General features: G+C 66.0%; 15 protein-coding genes. 12 read left to right on the top strand and 3 right to left on the bottom strand.

Features of this window, described 5'->3' with window-relative positions:
- Positions 1–276: 276 nt before the first annotated feature.
- The 5 genes from CE453_RS22385 to CE453_RS22365 all read left to right on the top strand — a co-directional run bounded on the left by CE453_RS22385 (position 277) and on the right by CE453_RS22365 (position 6,634).
- Positions 277–684 carry a MerR family transcriptional regulator gene (locus CE453_RS22385; RefSeq protein WP_248307843.1) on the top strand — a complete coding sequence of 136 codons (408 nt, stop codon included), beginning with the start codon at positions 277–279 and terminating at the stop codon, positions 682–684.
- 197 nt (positions 685–881) lie between these two features.
- Positions 882–2,678 (top strand): acyl-CoA dehydrogenase C-terminal domain-containing protein, encoded by a 1,797-nt coding sequence (locus CE453_RS22380; RefSeq protein ID WP_089176575.1) that lies wholly within the window; start codon positions 882–884, stop codon positions 2,676–2,678.
- A gap of 32 nt (positions 2,679–2,710) precedes the next feature.
- Positions 2,711–3,208: a GFA family protein gene (locus CE453_RS22375; RefSeq protein ID WP_089176574.1), complete on the top strand. Its 498-nt coding sequence runs from the start codon at positions 2,711–2,713 to the stop codon at positions 3,206–3,208.
- Positions 3,201–4,409, top strand: a complete 1,209-nt coding sequence (locus CE453_RS22370) for an acetyl-CoA C-acetyltransferase (RefSeq protein ID WP_089176573.1) — start codon at positions 3,201–3,203, stop codon at positions 4,407–4,409. Before CE453_RS22375 ends, CE453_RS22370 begins: the two co-directional genes overlap by 8 nt.
- Positions 4,410–4,432: 23 nt before the next feature.
- Positions 4,433–6,634 (top strand): 3-hydroxyacyl-CoA dehydrogenase NAD-binding domain-containing protein, encoded by a 2,202-nt coding sequence (locus tag CE453_RS22365; RefSeq protein ID WP_089176572.1) that lies wholly within the window; start codon positions 4,433–4,435, stop codon positions 6,632–6,634.
- A 10-nt stretch (positions 6,635–6,644) separates the two neighbouring features.
- On the opposite strand, the gene CE453_RS22360 is transcribed toward CE453_RS22365, so the two are convergent.
- Entirely contained in the window at positions 6,645–7,547 is a 903-nt protein-coding gene (locus CE453_RS22360; protein ID WP_089176571.1) for a LysR family transcriptional regulator, read from the bottom strand.
- 116 nt (positions 7,548–7,663) lie between these two features.
- On the opposite strand from CE453_RS22360, the gene CE453_RS22355 reads away from it, so the two are divergent.
- Both CE453_RS22355 and CE453_RS22350 read left to right on the top strand, forming a co-directional pair.
- Entirely contained in the window at positions 7,664–8,437 is a 774-nt protein-coding gene (locus CE453_RS22355; RefSeq protein ID WP_089176570.1) for an SDR family oxidoreductase, read from the top strand.
- Between the two features lie 152 nt (positions 8,438–8,589).
- Entirely contained in the window at positions 8,590–9,084 is a 495-nt protein-coding gene (locus CE453_RS22350) for a peptide deformylase (RefSeq protein WP_089176569.1), read from the top strand.
- A gap of 66 nt (positions 9,085–9,150) precedes the next feature.
- Here CE453_RS22350 and aptA read toward each other — a convergent pair whose 3' ends face one another.
- Positions 9,151–10,488 carry an omega-aminotransferase AptA gene (aptA, locus tag CE453_RS22345; protein ID WP_089176568.1) on the bottom strand — a complete coding sequence of 446 codons (1,338 nt, stop codon included), beginning with the start codon at positions 10,486–10,488 and terminating at the stop codon, positions 9,151–9,153.
- A gap of 177 nt (positions 10,489–10,665) precedes the next feature.
- On the opposite strand from aptA, the gene CE453_RS22340 reads away from it, so the two are divergent.
- The 3 genes from CE453_RS22340 to CE453_RS22330 all read left to right on the top strand — a co-directional run bounded on the left by CE453_RS22340 (position 10,666) and on the right by CE453_RS22330 (position 14,989).
- Positions 10,666–12,414, top strand: a complete 1,749-nt coding sequence (locus CE453_RS22340) for a tetratricopeptide repeat protein (protein ID WP_089176567.1) — start codon at positions 10,666–10,668, stop codon at positions 12,412–12,414.
- A 146-nt stretch (positions 12,415–12,560) separates the two neighbouring features.
- Positions 12,561–14,015, top strand: coding sequence for an EAL domain-containing protein (locus tag CE453_RS22335; RefSeq protein ID WP_089176566.1), 1,455 nt, complete (start codon positions 12,561–12,563; stop codon positions 14,013–14,015).
- Positions 14,016–14,125: 110 nt separating this feature from the next.
- Positions 14,126–14,989 (top strand): TIGR01459 family HAD-type hydrolase, encoded by an 864-nt coding sequence (locus CE453_RS22330; RefSeq protein WP_089176565.1) that lies wholly within the window; start codon positions 14,126–14,128, stop codon positions 14,987–14,989.
- 107 nt (positions 14,990–15,096) lie between these two features.
- Here the strand turns inward: CE453_RS22330 and CE453_RS22325 are convergent, their stop codons facing one another.
- Positions 15,097–15,480: a response regulator gene (locus tag CE453_RS22325; RefSeq protein ID WP_089176564.1), complete on the bottom strand. Its 384-nt coding sequence runs from the start codon at positions 15,478–15,480 to the stop codon at positions 15,097–15,099.
- 248 nt (positions 15,481–15,728) lie between these two features.
- On the opposite strand from CE453_RS22325, the gene CE453_RS22320 reads away from it, so the two are divergent.
- Both CE453_RS22320 and CE453_RS22315 read left to right on the top strand, forming a co-directional pair.
- The gene (locus tag CE453_RS22320; RefSeq protein ID WP_248307842.1) at positions 15,729–16,184 is read left to right on the top strand and encodes a MaoC family dehydratase; all 456 of its coding nucleotides are present in this window, start codon (positions 15,729–15,731) and stop codon (positions 16,182–16,184) included.
- 95 nt (positions 16,185–16,279) lie between these two features.
- Positions 16,280–17,263 carry a bifunctional riboflavin kinase/FAD synthetase gene (locus CE453_RS22315; RefSeq protein WP_089176563.1) on the top strand — a complete coding sequence of 328 codons (984 nt, stop codon included), beginning with the start codon at positions 16,280–16,282 and terminating at the stop codon, positions 17,261–17,263.
- The last annotated feature ends 298 nt before the right edge of the window (positions 17,264–17,561 follow it).

Raw genomic sequence — 17,561 nt, 5'->3', positions numbered from 1 at the left:
TCGCCATGGTAAACAGCGGGTTAAGAATTTCGCCTCACCGGTTAATTTTCTCCAAAAAAGCGGTTTGGCCGCTCATCGTTCGGGTTCATTTAACGGTAACTTACCCTGCGAAAGGGATGGATTACCTGACGCAAGGATAGGTCCTGCCGCATGGTGATTCCTCACCCACCAGCGACGCTGCCAGTATGAGTCGGCGAAGCGGTCCCTCTTTCAAGGATTGAACGCATGTCGCGCCACAGCACGGCTTTGGCGGGTTCTTCGATTCATGAGACCCGTGTGGATACTGCCTCGGCCGGAGATTCCGATGCCGGGGGCTTCACCATCAGCGATCTCGCCCGCGACTTCGGGGTGACGCTGCGCACTCTGCGCTTCTATGAATCGCGTGGCCTGATCGCCCCAGCGCGCTCGGGTATGACCCGCATTTATTCGGCGCGCGATCGCGCCCGTCTCGCTCTGATCCTCAAGGGCAAGCAGCTCGGCTTCACGCTGGTCGAGATCCGCGCCATGCTCGCCAACGAGGAAAAGAAGGCGGGCTCGCCCGACAAGTCGGCCGCCGTCGGTGGCCTTCACCTGTCGCGCGAGCAGATCGTCGAGCAGCTCGATTTGTTGCGCAGCCAGCGCGCCGAGATCGAGGACGCGATCAAGGAGCTCGAAGGGGCTCTGACCCGGCTGGGAGCGGGCTGATCCGCGCCGAGGCCTGTCTCGCCTATCCAGAACCCCGGCTCTGCCGGGGTTTTTTTATTCACGCGCCATGGAACCGTCGCGTTGCCGGGCACAAATTCAAGGAGGCCCATTGCAAGCCAGGCAAGATTGTTTATATATGAACTATCTTGGAGCGGTACGCCGGAGGGCGCCGCTGCGCGACGTGAGGGAGGACCACGATGCCGGTCTACAAGGCGCCCGTCGACGATACGCTTTTCCTGCTCAACGACGTTTTCAGCATCGAACGCTACAACAACCTGCCGGGCTTCGCCGATGCGACCCCGGATGTGGTCGAGGCGGTGCTCGGCGAAGGCGCCAAGCTCTGCGAGGAAGTCCTCCAGCCGATCAACTATTCCGGCGATCAGGAAGGCTGCATCCGCAACGCTGACGGCAGCGTCACCACGCCGAAGGGCTTCAAGCAGGCCTATGAGGCCTATGCCGGCGGCGGCTGGATCGGCCTCGCCATGGATCCCGAATATGGCGGCCAGGGGCTGCCCTACACGCTCGGCGCCGTGATGAACGAATACGCCTCGGCCGCGAACATGGCCTTCGCCATGTATCCCGGCCTCACCATGGGCGCGCTCGCTGCGCTCTATGTCCATGGCTCCGACGAGATCAAGCGCACCTATCTGCCTAAGATGATCGACGGCACCTGGTCAGGCACCATGAACCTGACCGAGCCGCATTGCGGCACCGATCTCGGCCTGCTCAAGACCAAGGCCGTCCCGAATGGCGACGGCTCCTATGCCATCACCGGCACCAAGATCTTCATCTCGGCCGGCGAGCAGGACATCACCGAGAACATCATCCACCTCGTGCTCGCCCGCATCGAGGGCGCCCCGGCCGGCGTGAAGGGCATCTCGCTCTTCGTCGTGCCGCGCAACAAGCTGGGCGAAGACGGCTCGGTCGGCGCCAATAATGGCGTCTCCTGCGGCTCGATCGAGCACAAGATGGGCATTCACGGCAACGCCACCTGCGTCATGAACTATGATGGCGCGCAGGGTTGGCTGGTCGGCGAGGAGAATCGTGGCCTCAACGCCATGTTCGTGATGATGAACGAGGCCCGCCTCGGCGTCGCGATCCAGGGGCTCGCCCAGTCCGAGGTCGCCTATCAGAACGCCGTCGCCTACGCCAAGGAGCGCCTGCAGGGCAGGGCGCTGACCGGCGCCAAGGAGCCGAGTAAGCCGGCCGATCCGATCATCGTCCATCCGGACGTGCGCCGCACCCTGATGTCGATCAAGGCCTTCAACGAGGCGGCGCGCGCCTTCGTGCTCTGGAACGCGCTGAAGTCCGACGTCGCCCATCGTTCGGGCGATGCGGCCGAGCGGCAGGCCGCCGACGACCAGCTCGGCCTGATGACGCCGGTGCTCAAGGGCGTGCTCACCGATATCGGCTTCGACAACGCCGTGAAGGCACAGCAGATGTTCGGCGGTCATGGCTACATTGCCGAGACCGGCGTCGAGCAGTTCGTGCGCGATGCCCGCATCGCCATGATCTACGAGGGCGCCAACGGCGTGCAGGCGATGGACCTCGTCGGCCGCAAGCTCGGACGTGACGGTGGCCGCGGCATCATGGCCTTCTTCAACGAGGTCGGCGGCTTCCTGAAGGACAACGCCGAGGACGAGGGCCTGAAGCCCTTGCTCGGGCCGCTCCAGGTCTCGCTTGGCCATCTCCAGCAGGCGGCGATGTGGTTCATGAACAACGCCCTCGCCAAGCCCGACAACGCCGGCGCCGGTGCGACCGATTTCATGCATCTGCTCGGCCTGGTCTCGCTCGGCTACATGTGGGCGAAGATGGCCAAGGCCGCCCAGGAGAAGCTGAAGACCGGTGCAAACGGCGCGACCGAACGGATGAACGCCAAGCTGGTGACGGCGCGCTTCTTCATGGAACGCACCTTGCCGGAGACCGCCGCCCATCTGGCGCGGATTACCGCAGGCGCCGACACGACCATGGCGCTGGCGCCGGAGCTGTTCTAGTTCTCGGCGGGTGATCCTGCGAAAGGCGGGCAATGCGGTTCGTGCATCACGGGCAATGCCATTGCGGTTCGATTACGGTCGAGCTCAGGACCGGGCGGGCGCCGCAGGCGCAGGTGCTCGGTGCCTGCCAGTGCTCGTTCTGCCGCAAGCACAATGCCCGTGCCTTCTCGGACCCGGGCTCGCAAGTGGCACTGCGGGCAATCGACCCCTCGCATGTCCATCCCTACCGCTTCGGCCTGGGCACGGTCGATGTCATCCTCTGCCGCAATTGCGGGGTTTATGTCGGGATGCTGCTGACCGATGGCGATGAGGTGCTGAGCGTCGTGAACATCGATACGCTCGATGAGCGCGCGCAATTCACGGCGACGCCGGCCGCGCGCGACTACTCTGCCGAAAGCACCGATGAGCGCATTGCTCGCCGAAAGGCGAAATGGACGCCGACCACCCTGCTGAACTGGCCGCTGCGTGCGGCTCAGCATCGAGACATCATGCCAAACACGCCGAAACCAGACGGAGGCCCGCATGGCTGACGCATTCATCTACGATCACGTCCGCACACCGCGCGGCAAGGGCAAGGCCGACGGCTCGCTGCACGAGGTCACGGCGATCGAGCTCGGCACGCAGGCGCTTCGCGCCATCAAGGACCGCAACAACCTCGATCCGCTTCTCGTCGAGGACGTGGTCATGGGCTGCGTCGATCCGGTCGGCGAGGCCGCGGCCGACATCGCCCGTACCGTCGCGCTCAAGGCCGGCTACGGCAAGGAAGTGCCGGGCGTGCAGATCAACCGTTTCTGCGCCTCGGGCCTCGACGCGGTGAACCTCGCCGCGGCGCAGGTCATGTCCGGCCAGAAGGAAATGGCGATCGGCGGCGGCGTCGAGTCGATGTCCCGCGTCGGTATGGGCGCCTCCGGCTTCGGCATCGCGGTCGACCCCAGCGTCGCCATCGACACCTATTTCATGCCGCAGGGCGTTTCGGCCGACCTGATCGCGACCAAATACGGCTTCTCCCGCGACGACGTCGACGCCTTTGCCGTGCGCTCGCACCAGCGCGCGGCCAAGGCCTGGAAGGAGGGCCGCTTCAAGCGCTCGGTGATCCCGGTCACGGATGTCAATGGCCTCACCATTCTCGACCATGACGAGACGATCCGGGCCGATGCCAACATGCAGGCGCTGGCGGCGCTCAAGCCCTCCTTCGTCCAGATGGGCGAGATGGGCGGCTTCGATGCGGTCGCGACCTCTGCCCATCCCGATGTGGAGTTCATCAATCACGTCCATCATGCCGGCAACTCCTCCGGCATCGTCGATGGCGCGGCCGCCGTGCTCGTCGGCTCGAAGCGGGCCGGCAAGGCCGCGGGCTTGAAGCCGCGCGCCCGTATCAAGGCCTTCGCCACCGTCGGCTCCGACCTCGCCCTGATGTTGACCGGCCCGATCGACGTCACCGAGCGCGTCCTGAAGAAGGCCGGCATGACCACGAAGGATATCGATCTCTTCGAACTGAACGAAGCCTTCTCGTCAGTGGTGCTGCGTTACCAGCAGGCGCTCGACATCGATGACGCGGTCCTGAACGTCAATGGCGGTGCCATCGCCATGGGCCATCCGCTCGGTGCGACCGGCGCGATGGTGCTGGGCACCGTGCTCGACGAGCTGGAGCGGCAGGACAAGCAGACCGCGCTGGTGACGCTCTGCGTCGCTGTCGGCATGGGCGTTGCCACCATCATCGAGCGCGTGTGAGCGGAAGGGCAGGGAGAGAGATCATGAACCTCACCAATTTCCGCTTCGAGGCCGACGCCGACGGCATCGCCGTCGCCACCTGGGATATGCCCGGTCGCTCGATGAACGTCATCACCCCCGAGGTGATGGAAGAATTGAACCAGATCGTCGACAAGGTCGCTTCCGATGAGGCGATCAAGGGCTGCGTCATCACCTCTGGCAAGGAGAGCTTCTCCGGCGGTGCCGACCTCACCATGCTCCAGGGCCTGCGCGATCTCTATGTGAAGCTCGCCAAGGAGAAGGGCGAGGCGGTGGCGCTGCAGAGCTTCTTCGACGAGAGCCGCAAGCTCTCACTGCTCTATCGCAAGCTCGAGACCTGCGGGAAACCCTTCGCTGCCGCGATCCATGGCGTCTGCCTCGGCGGTGCCTTCGAGCTTTCGCTCGCCTGCCAGTACCGCGTCGTCTCGGACGATGCCTCGACCCGCGTCGGCCTGCCCGAGATCAAGGTCGGGCTCTTCCCCGGCGCCGGCGGAACCCAGCGCGTGGCGCGGCTGATGCAGACCGGTGACGCACTCCAGATGATGCTCAAGGGCGAGCAGGTGAAGCCGCTGCCGGCGCGCAATTCCGGCCTCGTCCACGCGGTCGTGCCGCGCGCCGACATCGTCCAGAACGCCAAGGACTGGCTCAAGGCCAACCCGCAGGCGACGCAGCCCTGGGACCAGAAGGGCTTCAAGCTGCCCTCCAACAAGGTGCATTCGCCGGCCGGCATGCAGATCTGGCCGCCGGCCAACGCGATCTATCGCCGCGAGACCAACGACAACTATCCGGCCGCCCGCGCCATCCTCTGCGCGGTCTATGAGGGCCTCCAGCTCCCGATCGATCTCGGTCTCAAGGTCGAGAGCCGCTACTTCGCCAAGATCCTCAGGACGAAGGAGGCGGCCTCGATGATCCGCTCGCTCTTCGTCTCGATGCAGGAGCTGAACAAGGGCGCCCGCCGCCCGGCCGATGTGCCGCCTTCGAAGCTCAAGAAGGTCGGTGTCATCGGCGCCGGCTTCATGGGTGCCGGCATCGCCTATGTAACCGCTAATGCCGGCCTCGAGGTCGTGCTGGTCGACAAGGACATCGAGGCGGCCGAGAAGGGCAAGGCCTATTCGCACAAGCTGGTCTCCGACCAGATCATGAAGGGCCGCGCCAAGACCGCAGACCGCGACGCTCTGCTCGGTCGCATCAAGGCCTCGGCCGACTATGCCGATCTCAAGGGCTGCGACCTGATCGTCGAGGCCGTGTTCGAGGACCCGAAGGTCAAGGCCGAGGTCATCGCCAAGGTCGAGGCCGTGGTCGGCCCGCGCACGATCTTCGGCTCCAACACCTCGACGCTGCCGATCACCGGCTTGGCCCAGGCCAGCCAGCGGCCGAAGAACTTCATCGGCATCCATTTCTTCTCGCCGGTCGAGAAGATGCTGCTGGTCGAGGTCATCATGGCCAGGAAGACCGGCAAGAAGGCCCTCGCGATGGCGCTGGACTTCGTCCGCGCCATCAAGAAGACGCCGATCGTCGTCAACGACACCCGCGGCTTCTATGCCAATCGCTGCGTCGGCAATTACATCCGCGAAGGCCATCTGATGCTGATGGAAGGCGTGCCGCCGGCGATGATCGAGGCCGCCGGCAAGCAGGCCGGCATGCCGGTCGGCCCGCTCTCGCTCAACGACGAGGTCGCGGTCGATCTCGCCTGGAAGGTGCTGAAGGCGACCAAGGCCCAACTTGGCGACGGTGCCGTCGATCCGGCGCAGGAGAAGCTGCTCGCCGACATGGTCGAGAAGCATGGCCGTCTCGGCCGCAAGAACCGCAAGGGCTTCTACGACTATCCGGAAGCCGGGCCGAAGCGGCTCTGGCCGGGCCTTGCCGAGCTGGTCGGCAAGCGCCTCGATCCGGAGAGCGTCGACATGGAGGAGCTGAAGCACCGCCTCCTGGTGACGCAGGCGCTGGAAGCCGCGAAGACCTATGAGGAAGGCGTCGTCACCGATCCCCGCGAGGCCGATGTCGGCTCGATCATCGGCTTCGGCTTCGCGCCCTTCTCGGGCGGCACGCTCTCCTACATCGACAACATGGGCGCGGCTGCCTTCGTGAAGCTTTGCGAGAAGCTGGCCAAGGCCCATGGCGAGCGCTTCAAGCCGAACCGCCTCCTGAAGCGCATGGCCAAGACCGGCGAGAGCTTCTACGGCACGGCCGAGAAGAAGGCGGCCTGAGCCTTCGGGTTCAAGCCGCCAATCTCGTGCGCAGCAGCGCCACGAGCCAATCCGCGAAGACCTGCAGCCGGCGCGACAGGTGCCGACGGTGGGGATAGAGCAACGTCATCGGCATCGGCGCCGCCCGATGCCGGGGCATGACCTCGACGAGATCGCCCGCCGCGAGATGCTCGGCCACGTCATAGGCCGGGATCTGGATCAGGCCGAGCCCGGCGAGGCAGCAGGCGATATAGGCTTCCGCGCTGTTGACGGTGATGCGCCCGGGCAGGGCGCGGCTGTGCAGCACGCCATCCTCCAGCCATTCCCATGGCTCGATCCTTCCGGTCGACGGCGAGGCGTAGTTGACGGCCCTGTGCCCATCGAGCTCGCCGGGATGCATCGGCATGCCATGCGCAGCGAGATAGCCGTGGCTTGCGACATTGATGAGCGGCAGCTCTCCGATCGGTCGCGCGATCAATCCTGAGTCGCTTAGCGGGCCGACACGCAACACGCAGTCGATGCCGTCCTCAATCAGGTTGGCGGCTTTGTCGGCGACGCTGAGATCGATATCGATCTCGGGATAGCGGGCGAGGAAATCCGGCAGGGCCGGCGCGATGATCAGGCGCCCGATGCGGCCGGGCACGTCGATCCTGAGCCGACCGGCCGGGCTCGCCGCACTGTGGCGGAACAGCGCCTCGGTTTCTTCGACATCGGCGACGAGCCTTGAGCAATGCTCGTAGAAGGCCGCGCCGTCCTGCGTCGCCGAGACGCGTCGTGTCGTGCGGTGGAGCAGTCTCGCGCCGATCCGCTGTTCGAGCGCGGCCACTGCCGCCGAGACCGAGGAGCGCGGCAGCCCCAGCGCCTTCGCCGCCTGGGTGAAGCTCTCGCATTCGACGACGCGGGCATAGATGCGGAAGAGGTCGATACGGTCCAAATCGGTAATCCGGATTGTTCGTCATATCTGACCAGTGATGTTCTGATCGAAATCTTTATAGCCTATTTTGGGACGATATCTTGTGGCCATCGATTGCAAGCAAACAGGAGCATGCGATGGCCGATCACGGCATCAAGGGTAAGACGGTTCTGATCGCCGGTGGCGCCAAGAATCTGGGCGGCCTGCTGGCAAGGGACCTGGCAGCGCAGGCCGCGAAAGCCGTCGCCATTCATTACAACAGCGCCCCGGCCAAGGCCGAAGCCGAAAAGACACTGGCCGCGATCAAGGCCGCCGGCGCGGAAGCTTACGCTTTCCAGGCCGACCTGACGTCGGCGGCTGCGATGGAAAAGCTCTTCGCTGATGCCAAGGCAGCCATGGGCTCGATCGACATAGCCGTGAACACAGTCGGCAAGGTGCTGAAGAAGCCGATGGTCGAGATCAGCGAAGCTGAGTTCGACGGGATGAGCGCGGTCAATTCGAAGACGGCGTTCTTCTTCCTCAAGGAGGCCGGGAAGCAGGTCAGTGACAACGGCAAGGTCTGCACGCTGGTGACGTCGCTGCTCGGCGCCTTCACCCCCTTCTATGCGAGCTATGCCGGCACTAAGGCGCCGGTCGAGCACTACACCCGCGCCGCCTCCAAGGAATTCGGCGAACGCGGCATCTCGGTGACGGCGATCGGGCCAGGGCCGATGGACACCCCGTTCTTTTATCCGGCCGAAGGCGCGGACGCGGTCGCCTATCACAAGAGCGCGGCTGCGCTCTCCTCCTTCTCGAAGACGGGGTTGACGGACATCAAGGATATTGTGCCCTGGATCCGCTTCCTCGTCTCGGACGGATGGTGGATGACCGGCCAGACCATCCTCGTGAATGGCGGCTACACGACGAAGTGAGCTTGCCGCCGGATCGACGGCAGGCCTGCAGCGACTGTCGTCGTCCGATCGAATGATGCGCTTGCCGGCAAAGTCGGCAAGCGCTGTGCTGGCTGGGGTCGGCTCCGCGAAGATGGGAAGCGGAGCCGCAAGCAGGAAGTCGGAACAAGTCTATGCCGTCGAGGCCAATCCTGAGCTTTCCCGATCCGCGTCTGCGCGTGGCGGCTACTCCTGTCACGCGCTTCGACGCTGACCTGCGAGAGCTCGCAGCCGATCTGCTCGACACGATGCGGACAGCACCGGGCATCGGCATCACGGCGCCGCATATCGGCGTGTCGTTGCGGCTGGTGGTGCTGGAGCTGACGCCCGGCGATGTGCGGACCTACGTCAATCCGGTGCTGGATAATGTCTCGCGCGAGACCATCCGTCATGTCGAGGGCAGCGTCTCGATGCCGGGCGTGACTGACGAGCTGGAGCGCCATGCCCATGTGCGGGTGCGCTATCACGATTTGACCGGAACCGAGCAGATCGAGGAGGCGGACGGGCTGCTCGCCGTCTGCCACCAGCACGAGATCGACCAGCTTGATGGCGTGTTCTGGATCGATCGCCTGTCACGCCTGAAGCGCGACAGGCTGATCACCCGCTACAACAAGCTGCGGCGGGGATAGGCACCCGCGGCGTCTTCCCGGCACTGCGTGACGATGAGCCCGGAATGACGCCGCGTGTCTCGACGATCAGTTCGCCACGGCCCGGATCGTCCGGCGCAGCTTGCCGATCAGCTCGTCCACCTGCGATTCCGTGATGATCAGCGGCGGCGAGAAGGCAATCGTGTCGGCTGCGGTGCGGATCATCAGCCCTTCCTCGTGGAAGGCGCGTTCGATGAATTCGTAGCCGCGCTTGCCGACGCCGTCCGCTCGCGGTGCGAGGTCGACCGCGCCGACCATGCCAAGCGTGCGGATATCGACGACATTCGGCTCGTCCTTCAGGCTCATCACCGCGTCGGCCCAGGCGCCTTCCATGGCGCGGGCGCGCTCGAACAGTCCCTCGTCCCGATAGATGTCGAGCGAAGCCAGCGCGGCGGCCGCAGCCAGCGGGTGGCCCGAATAGGTGTAGCCGTGGAACAGCTCGATGACATTGTCCGCTCCGCCCATGAAGGCGTCGTAGATGTGCTTGCGCACGATCACGCCGCCCATCGGCACGGTTCCGGAGGTCACGCCCTTGGCGAAGGTGATCATGTCCGGGATCACGCCGTAGCGTTCGGCGGCGAAGGCGAAGCCGAGGCGGCCGAAGCCGGTGATGACCTCGTCGAAGATCAAGAGGATGCCGTGCTTGTCGCAGATCTCGCGCAGGCGCTTGAGATAGCCCTTCGGCGGCGGCAGCGCGCCGGTCGAGCCGGCCATCGGCTCGACGATGACGGCGGCGATGGTCGAGGCGTCGTGCAACGCGACGATGCGCTCGAGATCATCGGCGAAATGCGCGCCATAGTCCGGCTCGCCCTTGCTGAAGGCCTGCTTGTCGCGGTCATAGGTATGGGCGAGGTGGTCGACGCCGGTGAGCAGCGAGCCGAAGAACTTGCGGTTGTTCGACATGCCGCCGACCGAGATGCCGCCGAAGCCGACGCCGTGATAGCCGCGCTCGCGGCCGATCAGGCGAGTCTTGGCGGCCTTGCCCGAGACGTTCCAGTAGGCGAGCGCGATCTTGAGCGCCGAGTCGGCCGCTTCCGAGCCGGAACCCGCGAAGAAGACATGGTCGAGATCGCCCGGTGCCAGCGCCGCGATGCGAGCGGCGGCGGCGAAGACCTTGGGGTGGCCGTACTGGAAGGAAGGGGCGTAGTCGAGGTCGCGCGCCTGCGCCTGGATCGCCTGGATGATCGGTTCGCGCGCATGGCCGGCATTGCAGCACCACAGACCCGCCGTGCCGTCCATCACCGGCTTGTTCTCCGGCGTGTAGTAGAACATGCCCTCGGCGCGGGAGATCATGCGCGGATTCTTCTTGAACGACCGGTTGGCCGTGAACGGCATCCAGAAGGCTTCGAGGTCGTTCGGAGTGGCGACGGGGGCGGCGGCGGTCATCACGGCATCCTGTGGATTAACGTTCGCTCAACCTAGCAGGTCGATGCAGGGTGTAAATCGCATCGAGCCGCGTCATGGCTGCATGGCCGGGCGAATGTGTCATGCCGGATTTGCAACGTGACCTGACGTCACCGATCGCGTAACCTGCCCAGTGGGGCATGAACTGAATGGACCCCGATGGGCGATAGTGCCGATGACAACGGACGGCTGAACGAAGAGGCCGCCGCGTCGATTCGTGCCGGGCTCGCTCGCGTTCTGGCCTCGGATGCCTTCAGCGCTGCACCGCAGCTCTCGTCTTTCCTGAGCTTCGTGGTCGAACGGACGATCGAAGGCCGCAGCGGGGAGCTGAAAGGCTACACCATCGCCGTTGAGGCCCTCGGGCGTCCCGCCGAGTTCGACCCGCAGCTCGATCCGATCGTGCGGGTCGAAGCTGGACGGCTGCGGCGCGCCCTGACTCAATATTATGCCGGCGAAGGGCAGGCCGATCCGGTCCGCATGTCCATGCCGGTCGGCGGCTATGTTCCCGCCTTCGAATTCGGTGAGGCCGGCGCGGAGTTGCCAGGGCAGGGCGTCGCGATCGCGGCGCCCGAGGCCGAGGGCGATGCCGGCCCGGCCGATCCAGAGACGCGACGGTGGCTGCTGGTCGCCCTGGTTGTGCTGGCCGGCGCGCTTCTGGCTCTGTTCGCCTGGTATCTCGAACCGTTCGGGGAGCGCTACGCGACGCAGAGCAGCCCGTCGCCGCTTCCGCCGCCCGTTGCGGCGGTGCCGGAGCGTCCTGCCCCTCAGGCACAGCCCGTCGCGGTCGCGGTCGTCACGCCGCGGATCCCGGATGATCCCAAGATCGCCGATGCGCTGCGGCGCATCTCCGAGGTGTTCGTCGACGTGATGGCCCGCTTCGACGACCTCTACGTGATCAAGGCCCCTCCGCTGGGGGCTCCCGCGCCGGAGGGTGTCGACTACGTCTTCGAGATCAGCATCGCCACGACCGATGGTGCGCTCGAGGGCTTCGGCCGGCTCCGTTCGGCGAAGGATGGGCGGATCGTCTGGACCGCATCCGCGAGCCGCCCCGTCGGCGAGTTTCTGCAGGACCAGGACCTTGCGGATATCGGCCGCCGTGTCGGGACGCGGCTGGCCGAGCCGTTCGGGATCATCCATGCCGATGTCCGCCAGAACGCGTCCTCATCGGCGATGCAATGCATCTTTCAGGCCTTCGACTACCGTCGTTTCATGACCGCCGAACGCCGCAACGCGACCCGCACCTGTCTGGAGCAGCTGGTGCAGCGAGACCCCGAATTCTATCCGGGCTGGGCGCAGCTCGCCATGCTCGGCGCCAGCGAGGCCGCCTCGGGCACGGATGCCGAAGAGCGGGCGGCGCTCGACCGCGCCTTGTCGGCAGCGCTGGTCGCGATGCGTCTGGCGCCGTCCGGCGCGCGCGCGCAGCAGGCGATGATGGATGTCCTGTTCCTGCGCGGCACGGTCGGCGATGCGATCAAGGCGGGGCGCGAGGCGCTGAATCGGAATCCCTACGACCCCGACGTCATGGCTGATCTCGGCTCGCTCTATGTGCGTCTCAACCGGCCCGCCGAAGGGTTGCCGCTGTTGGAGCGAGCGATCTCGATCAGTCCGGGCCGGCCGCCCTGGTACGATTTCTACGCCTACCTGGCGGCCTATCAGACCGGCGCGAAGCGCCTGTCGGAGACCTATGCCGCGGTGCTGGCGGCCGACAATACCCCCTTCAGCCTGCTCGGGCGGGCGCTGCAGGCTGGCGCGAACGGCGATGTTGCCAAGCGGGACGCTGCTTTGCGGGAGCTTGCCGGTCGGTCCCCGCGTTTCGAGGCCGATCCGCGCCACTATCTGAGACGGAAGGGCTTCACCGACGAGGTGGTGCAGCGGGTTCTCGGCGATCTCGGTTTGGCGGGCCGCTAGCCGCCATAGCAGACACGCGGCGGCGGCGAAGCTTTCGCGCGGTTGCGCTCGCTTGTCGGCGCGCCGGCGCGTATTCTCGCGCGCAGCGTTGTGATTCGTTCTCCTTTTCCGATTAACCCCGACGCGCGAGCGCTGCCTTGGCTCCTGTGCGCCTGAAAGCTCTGCACCCTCTCGCCGGCGCCGTGACCGGTGTTTCGGCCGGCGCCATCACCGCCATTCTCATGCCCGGAGCCTTGGGCTCGGCGTTAGGCCTGGTGGCCGCCGGCGCCGGTTTGATGGCGAGCCTCTGGGCGATCGAGCGACGCAATGCGGCGCATCGCGAATTGCTCCTCGCCGGGCTCGGCGAGGTCAAGGTACGGCTCGCGACGGGCGCCATCCGGATCGATTCCCTGTCACAGCGGGTCGAGCTGATGCCGATGCGCGATGTCGATGCCGCCCCCGCGCGTGCGGCGATCAACGAGTTGACGGCGGAGGTGGGCTTGCTCGGCGACCTGATCCATCAGGTCGCGACGACACTCGCCGATCATGACGAGAAACTCGGGCGCCTGCCGCCTCCCGCAGTACCGGCGCCGCCGCCGGCGAATGTGGTGCCGGAAGTTCATCTCGATCCCGAAGCCGTGCGCCGGGAACATGCCGAGAAGCTGGCAGCCGAGCGCGCCGCTGCAGCCCGTGCAGCGCGGGAGGAGGCCGAAGCGGAGCGGGCCGCCCTGATCGGCGCAGCGCTCAGCGAGGGGCGGGTCGAGGTGCAGTTGCAGCCGATCGTCTCGCTGCCTCAGCGCCGGACCCGCGGCTACGAGGCGATTCCGGGCCTGCGGATCGACGAGAACACGTTGCTCCTGCCGCATGAATTCCTCGATGTGGTCGAGGAGCGTGGCTTCGGGCAGACGCTGGATGCCCTCGTGCTCACGCGCGCTCTGGCCATCGCCCGCCATCTCGCCTCCAAGGACGGCGATGTTTTCGTCACCTGCAATTTCAGCGCTGCGACCTGGAATTCCTCGCGGGCGCTGGCTGCGCTGACCCGCATTCTCGAGCGCTATCGCGAGCATATCGGACGTCTCGTCATCGAGATGCCGCAGGCGGTCTTCCGTGCGCTCGACCCGACGAGCCTTGGTCTGCTCGGCGCGATGTCGGCCAATGGCGTGCGCTTCGCACTCGACCAGGTCGTCGATCTGCGCCTCGACCCGCGCTCGCTGTTCGATCGGGGCGTTCGCTTGGTCAAGATCAGGGCGGCGTTGCTCGAAGCCCATGCCGAGGGGCGTGTCGCCAGCGACATCGACGCCGGCGATCTCGCCGCGATGCTCACCCGTGCCTCGATCACGCTCGTGGCCGAAGCGGTCGAGGACAATCCGGCGGCGGCGGACATGATCGATCTCGGCGTCGGCATGGGCCAAGGCAATGCCTTCTCGCCGCCGCGCCCGGTGAAGCCGGAGGTGTTCGCCGAGCCCGAGCCGGCAGCCTCGACGAGGCCCGAGCCTGCCGCGCCAAGGCCATCCGCCGCAGTGCTGGATTATCCGCAACCCGCCGCGGCGCCAGCAGCGGAGGCACCGCAGAAGCCCGAAAGGCTGCCCTTCCGTTCCGTGCTGCGGCGGGCGAGCGCCTGATTTTCCGCGCCTTGCAGGGAATGGCCAGCGCAGGGTTCCGCCGCGCGCGAATCCCGTCTAGATCAGGCCACGCTGCTGCCTGACCTCATCCGTGGAGAGAGATTGTGTCGATGACGGGCTCCGAACCGGTCGCCGCCCTTGCGGGGTTTTCGCAGATCGCCGACCGCTTCGATCTGTGCTTCTGCGACGTCTGGGGCGTCGTCCATAACGGCGTCGCGGCCTTTCCCGGTGCGGTCGAGGCTCTGGTAAAGATGCGTGAGCGCGGTACCAGCGTCGTTCTCATCACCAATGCGCCGCGCCCACGGGATCTGATTGCCCGTCAGCTCGACGGCTTTGGCGTGCCGCGCGCGGCCTGGGATGCGATCGTCACCTCGGGCGATGTCTGCCGTGCGCTGATCGGCGCGCGCGCCGGCCAGCCGATGTTCCGGCTCGGTCCCGACCGCGACCTGCCGCTGGTCGCCGGGCTCGATGCGCCGGAGACCGGCCCCGACGAAGCCGCCTACGTTCTCTGCACCGGGCTTTTCGACGACGAGGCTGACACGCCCGCGACTTATGCCGACCTGCTCGCTGGTTTCGCCCGGCGCGGACTCACCATGATCTGCGCCAATCCCGACCTCGTCGTCGAGCGCGGCGGCCAGATCGTGCCTTGCGCGGGGGCGGTCGCGCTTGCCTATGAGGAGATCGGCGGCAACGTCATCTATGCCGGCAAGCCGCATCGGCCGATCTACGAGGTGGCGCTCAAGCTGGCCGAGGAGAAGCGCGGCACTCCGGTCGCGCTCGACCGGATCTGCGCCATCGGCGATGCGATCCGCACCGATATCGCGGGCGCCGCCATGTTCGGCGCCGCCGGCATCATGGTGCTGGCCGGCATCCACGCACAGGATCTCATGCAGGTTTCGTGGGAAGAGCGCCACGGCTGGTTCGGCCAGCAGACTCACCGGCCGGACTACGCCATCCCGCATCTGGTCTGGTGAGAGCGCTCAGAGCACTTTCGAGCGAAGCGGACACCGGTTCGCGTGAAGAACTGCGATAAGGCAAAGGCATGGATCAATTTCGCGATTCAGGGAAACGCGAAATTGTTCTAGGCGGCGCAGACGGATTCGATCTTCGTCTTCAGCGTCTGGGCGTTGAACGGCTTGACGATGTAGTTGCTGACGCCGGCCTTCTTGGCGGCGATGACGTTCTCGGTCTTCGACTCGGCGGTGACGATGATGAAGGGCGTCTCCGCCAGCTTCTCTTCCTCGCGCACGCGTTGCAGCAGCTCGAAGCCGGTCATCGGCTCCATGTTCCAGTCGGAGATCACGAGCCCGTATTTCTTGTCGCGCATCTTCTCGATCGCCGCCGAGCCGTCCGCGGCATCGTCGACATTCTCGAATCCGAGCTGCTTCAGCAGGTTGCGGATGATCCGGATCATCGTCTGGTAGTCGTCGACGACGAGGATCGGCATGGACGGGTCGAGAGCCATTGAGACGCTCCAGGCATGGCGGTTGCGGCGCCGGGACATACCGGCGCCACGCCGCCCGTTCGAGGCGGCCTCCACTCGCGTTTGGTGATAGCCTCTGCGTGTTGCAAAGCCGTTAATTCGATCGTCGAGTGACGCAGGGGCAGGCATCGCGCCGCACCAAAGTTCAATTGCCGGCTTTTTGCAGTTGCGAGATGATGTGGCGATCGAGGTCGGGGGTTGGGGGACCGCCAGCAAGCCGCGAGAGATCCATGACGGTTCAGCCGATGCCCGGCACGCTCTATACGGTTCACGCTTTCGAGGATCTGGCGATCGGCCAGCACGAAAGCCTGATGCGCACGGTCATGGAGCGTGACATTGCGCTCTTCGCCGAGCTGTCCGGCGATGCCAACCCCATCCATCTCTGCGACCAGTTCGCGGCCAACACCAAGTTCGGCCAGCGCATCGCCCATGGCATGCTGACTGCGAGCCTCGTCTCGGCGCTGCTCGGCACGCGCCTGCCCGGCCCCGGCGCCGTCTATCTCTCGCAGACACTGACGTTTTTGGCGCCGGTCAAGATCGGAGACGTCGTCACCGCCCGTGTCGAAGTGGCCGAGCTGGTGGCGGAGCGTCGCCGGGCGCGCTTCTTCTGCGAATGTCTCGTCGACGGCAAGGCGGTGATGGAAGGCGAGGCCTGGGTCGCGATGCCGCCGAAGTCCCGGTCTTGAGACCTTCGGTTGGCCGGCGGCCTTGACGCCCCGCCGGCCTTCGCCGCAAAGACGACCATCGCCCGGCTTTCCGGGCCAGCGGACGTTCTCGATCGATGCCATCCCAAGCCGATGCGCCGCCGCGCCCCGAGCCGGCGGCCGTGGTCCTCGACCTCGACAAGCCCATCCCCGACGCCTTGCGCGGTGCCGTGCTGGCGCTCGGCAATTTCGACGGTGTCCATCGTGGCCATGCCGAACTCGCTCGCGTGGCGGGTGTCATGGCGCGCGATCTCGGCACGCGGCCTGCCGCGTTTACCTTCGAGCCTCATCCGCGCAGCGTGTTCCGCCCGGAGGAGCCGGTCTTCCGGCTGACCTCGCCGCAGATCAAGATCGAGGGGCTGGTCGATGCCGGCTTCGCGCAGGTCTTCGTCCTGCCCTTCGATCGCGACATCGCGGCGATTCCCGCGGAACGCTTCGTCGATGATCTGCTCGTCGGTCGGCTCGGCGCCGCCGGCCTCGTCTGCGGCTACGACTTCCATTTTGGCAAGGGCCGCACCGGCTCGCCCGAGATGCTGCAGGCCCATGGGCTCGCGGCGCGCGTTCCGATCGCAGTCGTCCCGCCCTTTTCCTGGCAGGGCGAACCCGTCTCCTCGACGCTGATCCGCACGGCCCTGGAGGAGGGCGATGTCGCTCGCGCCGCCGAGTTCCTCGGCCACCCCTGGGTCGTGCGCGGGCTCGTCACCCACGGCGACAAGCGCGGCCGCGATCTCGGATACCCGACCGCGAACATGAATCTCGCCCGCGATTGCCGCCTGCGCTACGGCATCTATGCGGTCCGGATGAAGATCGACGGCGTCTGGCATGACGGTGTCGCCAGCTTCGGCAGCCGCCCGACCTTCGACGACGGCGCACCGCGGCTGGAAACCTTCGTCTTCGATTTTTCAGGCGACCTCTATGGCAAGCGCGTCGACGTCGCCTTCGTCGACTGGCTGCGCGGTGAGGCGAAATTCGATTCGCTCGATGCGCTGATCGTCCAGATGGATGCGGATTCCGCGCGTGCACGCGACATCCTGGCGAAAACGCCGCCCTTCCTTCCGTAAGCGCTGCCTGCTCGATCGCCGCGCGTCCGATAGGACGCGAGAACGGCGCTCGATCAGGGCATGGTCGCATCGGATTGTCTCCGAAAAGTGGATTCCACTTTTCGGTCCGATGCGATAGAAGCCCCTCATGCCCGCCGAACGTGCCCTGCTGATCGATCTTTCCCGGCGAATTACGGGCCCGGCTGCCGCCTCGCGCTAGATTGGCGCGGGCGCTTGCGCAGTCCGGGTTGAAGACCGCTTTTCCCGTTTCAAATGCGGATGCGCCGGAGCCCGATGACAGGCCCGCCGTCCCGATTGT

Source organism: Bosea sp. AS-1 (assembly GCF_002220095.1).
In the GTDB taxonomy this organism is placed as follows: domain Bacteria; phylum Pseudomonadota; class Alphaproteobacteria; order Rhizobiales; family Beijerinckiaceae; genus Allobosea.
Note: the sequence above shows the minus strand (reverse complement) of the source record. Positions and strands in the feature narration are given on the sequence as shown.

Excerpts from the sequence above, each read along its gene's own strand:
- CE453_RS22340 (WP_089176567.1), top strand. The coding sequence starts at position 10,666 with ATGGGCGATAGTGCCGATGACAACGGACGGCTGAACGAAGAGGCCGCC.
- CE453_RS22380 (WP_089176575.1), top strand. The coding sequence starts at position 882 with ATGCCGGTCTACAAGGCGCCCGTCGACGATACGCTTTTCCTGCTCAAC.
- CE453_RS22365 (WP_089176572.1), top strand. The coding sequence starts at position 4,433 with ATGAACCTCACCAATTTCCGCTTCGAGGCCGACGCCGACGGCATCGCC.
- aptA (WP_089176568.1), bottom strand. The coding sequence starts at position 10,488 with ATGACCGCCGCCGCCCCCGTCGCCACTCCGAACGACCTCGAAGCCTTC.
- CE453_RS22370 (WP_089176573.1), top strand. The coding sequence starts at position 3,201 with ATGGCTGACGCATTCATCTACGATCACGTCCGCACACCGCGCGGCAAG.
- CE453_RS22375 (WP_089176574.1), top strand. The coding sequence starts at position 2,711 with ATGCGGTTCGTGCATCACGGGCAATGCCATTGCGGTTCGATTACGGTC.
- CE453_RS22350 (WP_089176569.1), top strand. The coding sequence starts at position 8,590 with ATGCCGTCGAGGCCAATCCTGAGCTTTCCCGATCCGCGTCTGCGCGTG.
- CE453_RS22355 (WP_089176570.1), top strand. The coding sequence starts at position 7,664 with ATGGCCGATCACGGCATCAAGGGTAAGACGGTTCTGATCGCCGGTGGC.
- CE453_RS22330 (WP_089176565.1), top strand. The coding sequence starts at position 14,126 with ATGACGGGCTCCGAACCGGTCGCCGCCCTTGCGGGGTTTTCGCAGATC.
- CE453_RS22320 (WP_248307842.1), top strand. The coding sequence starts at position 15,729 with ATGACGGTTCAGCCGATGCCCGGCACGCTCTATACGGTTCACGCTTTC.
- CE453_RS22315 (WP_089176563.1), top strand. The coding sequence starts at position 16,280 with ATGCCATCCCAAGCCGATGCGCCGCCGCGCCCCGAGCCGGCGGCCGTG.
- CE453_RS22325 (WP_089176564.1), bottom strand. The coding sequence starts at position 15,480 with ATGGCTCTCGACCCGTCCATGCCGATCCTCGTCGTCGACGACTACCAG.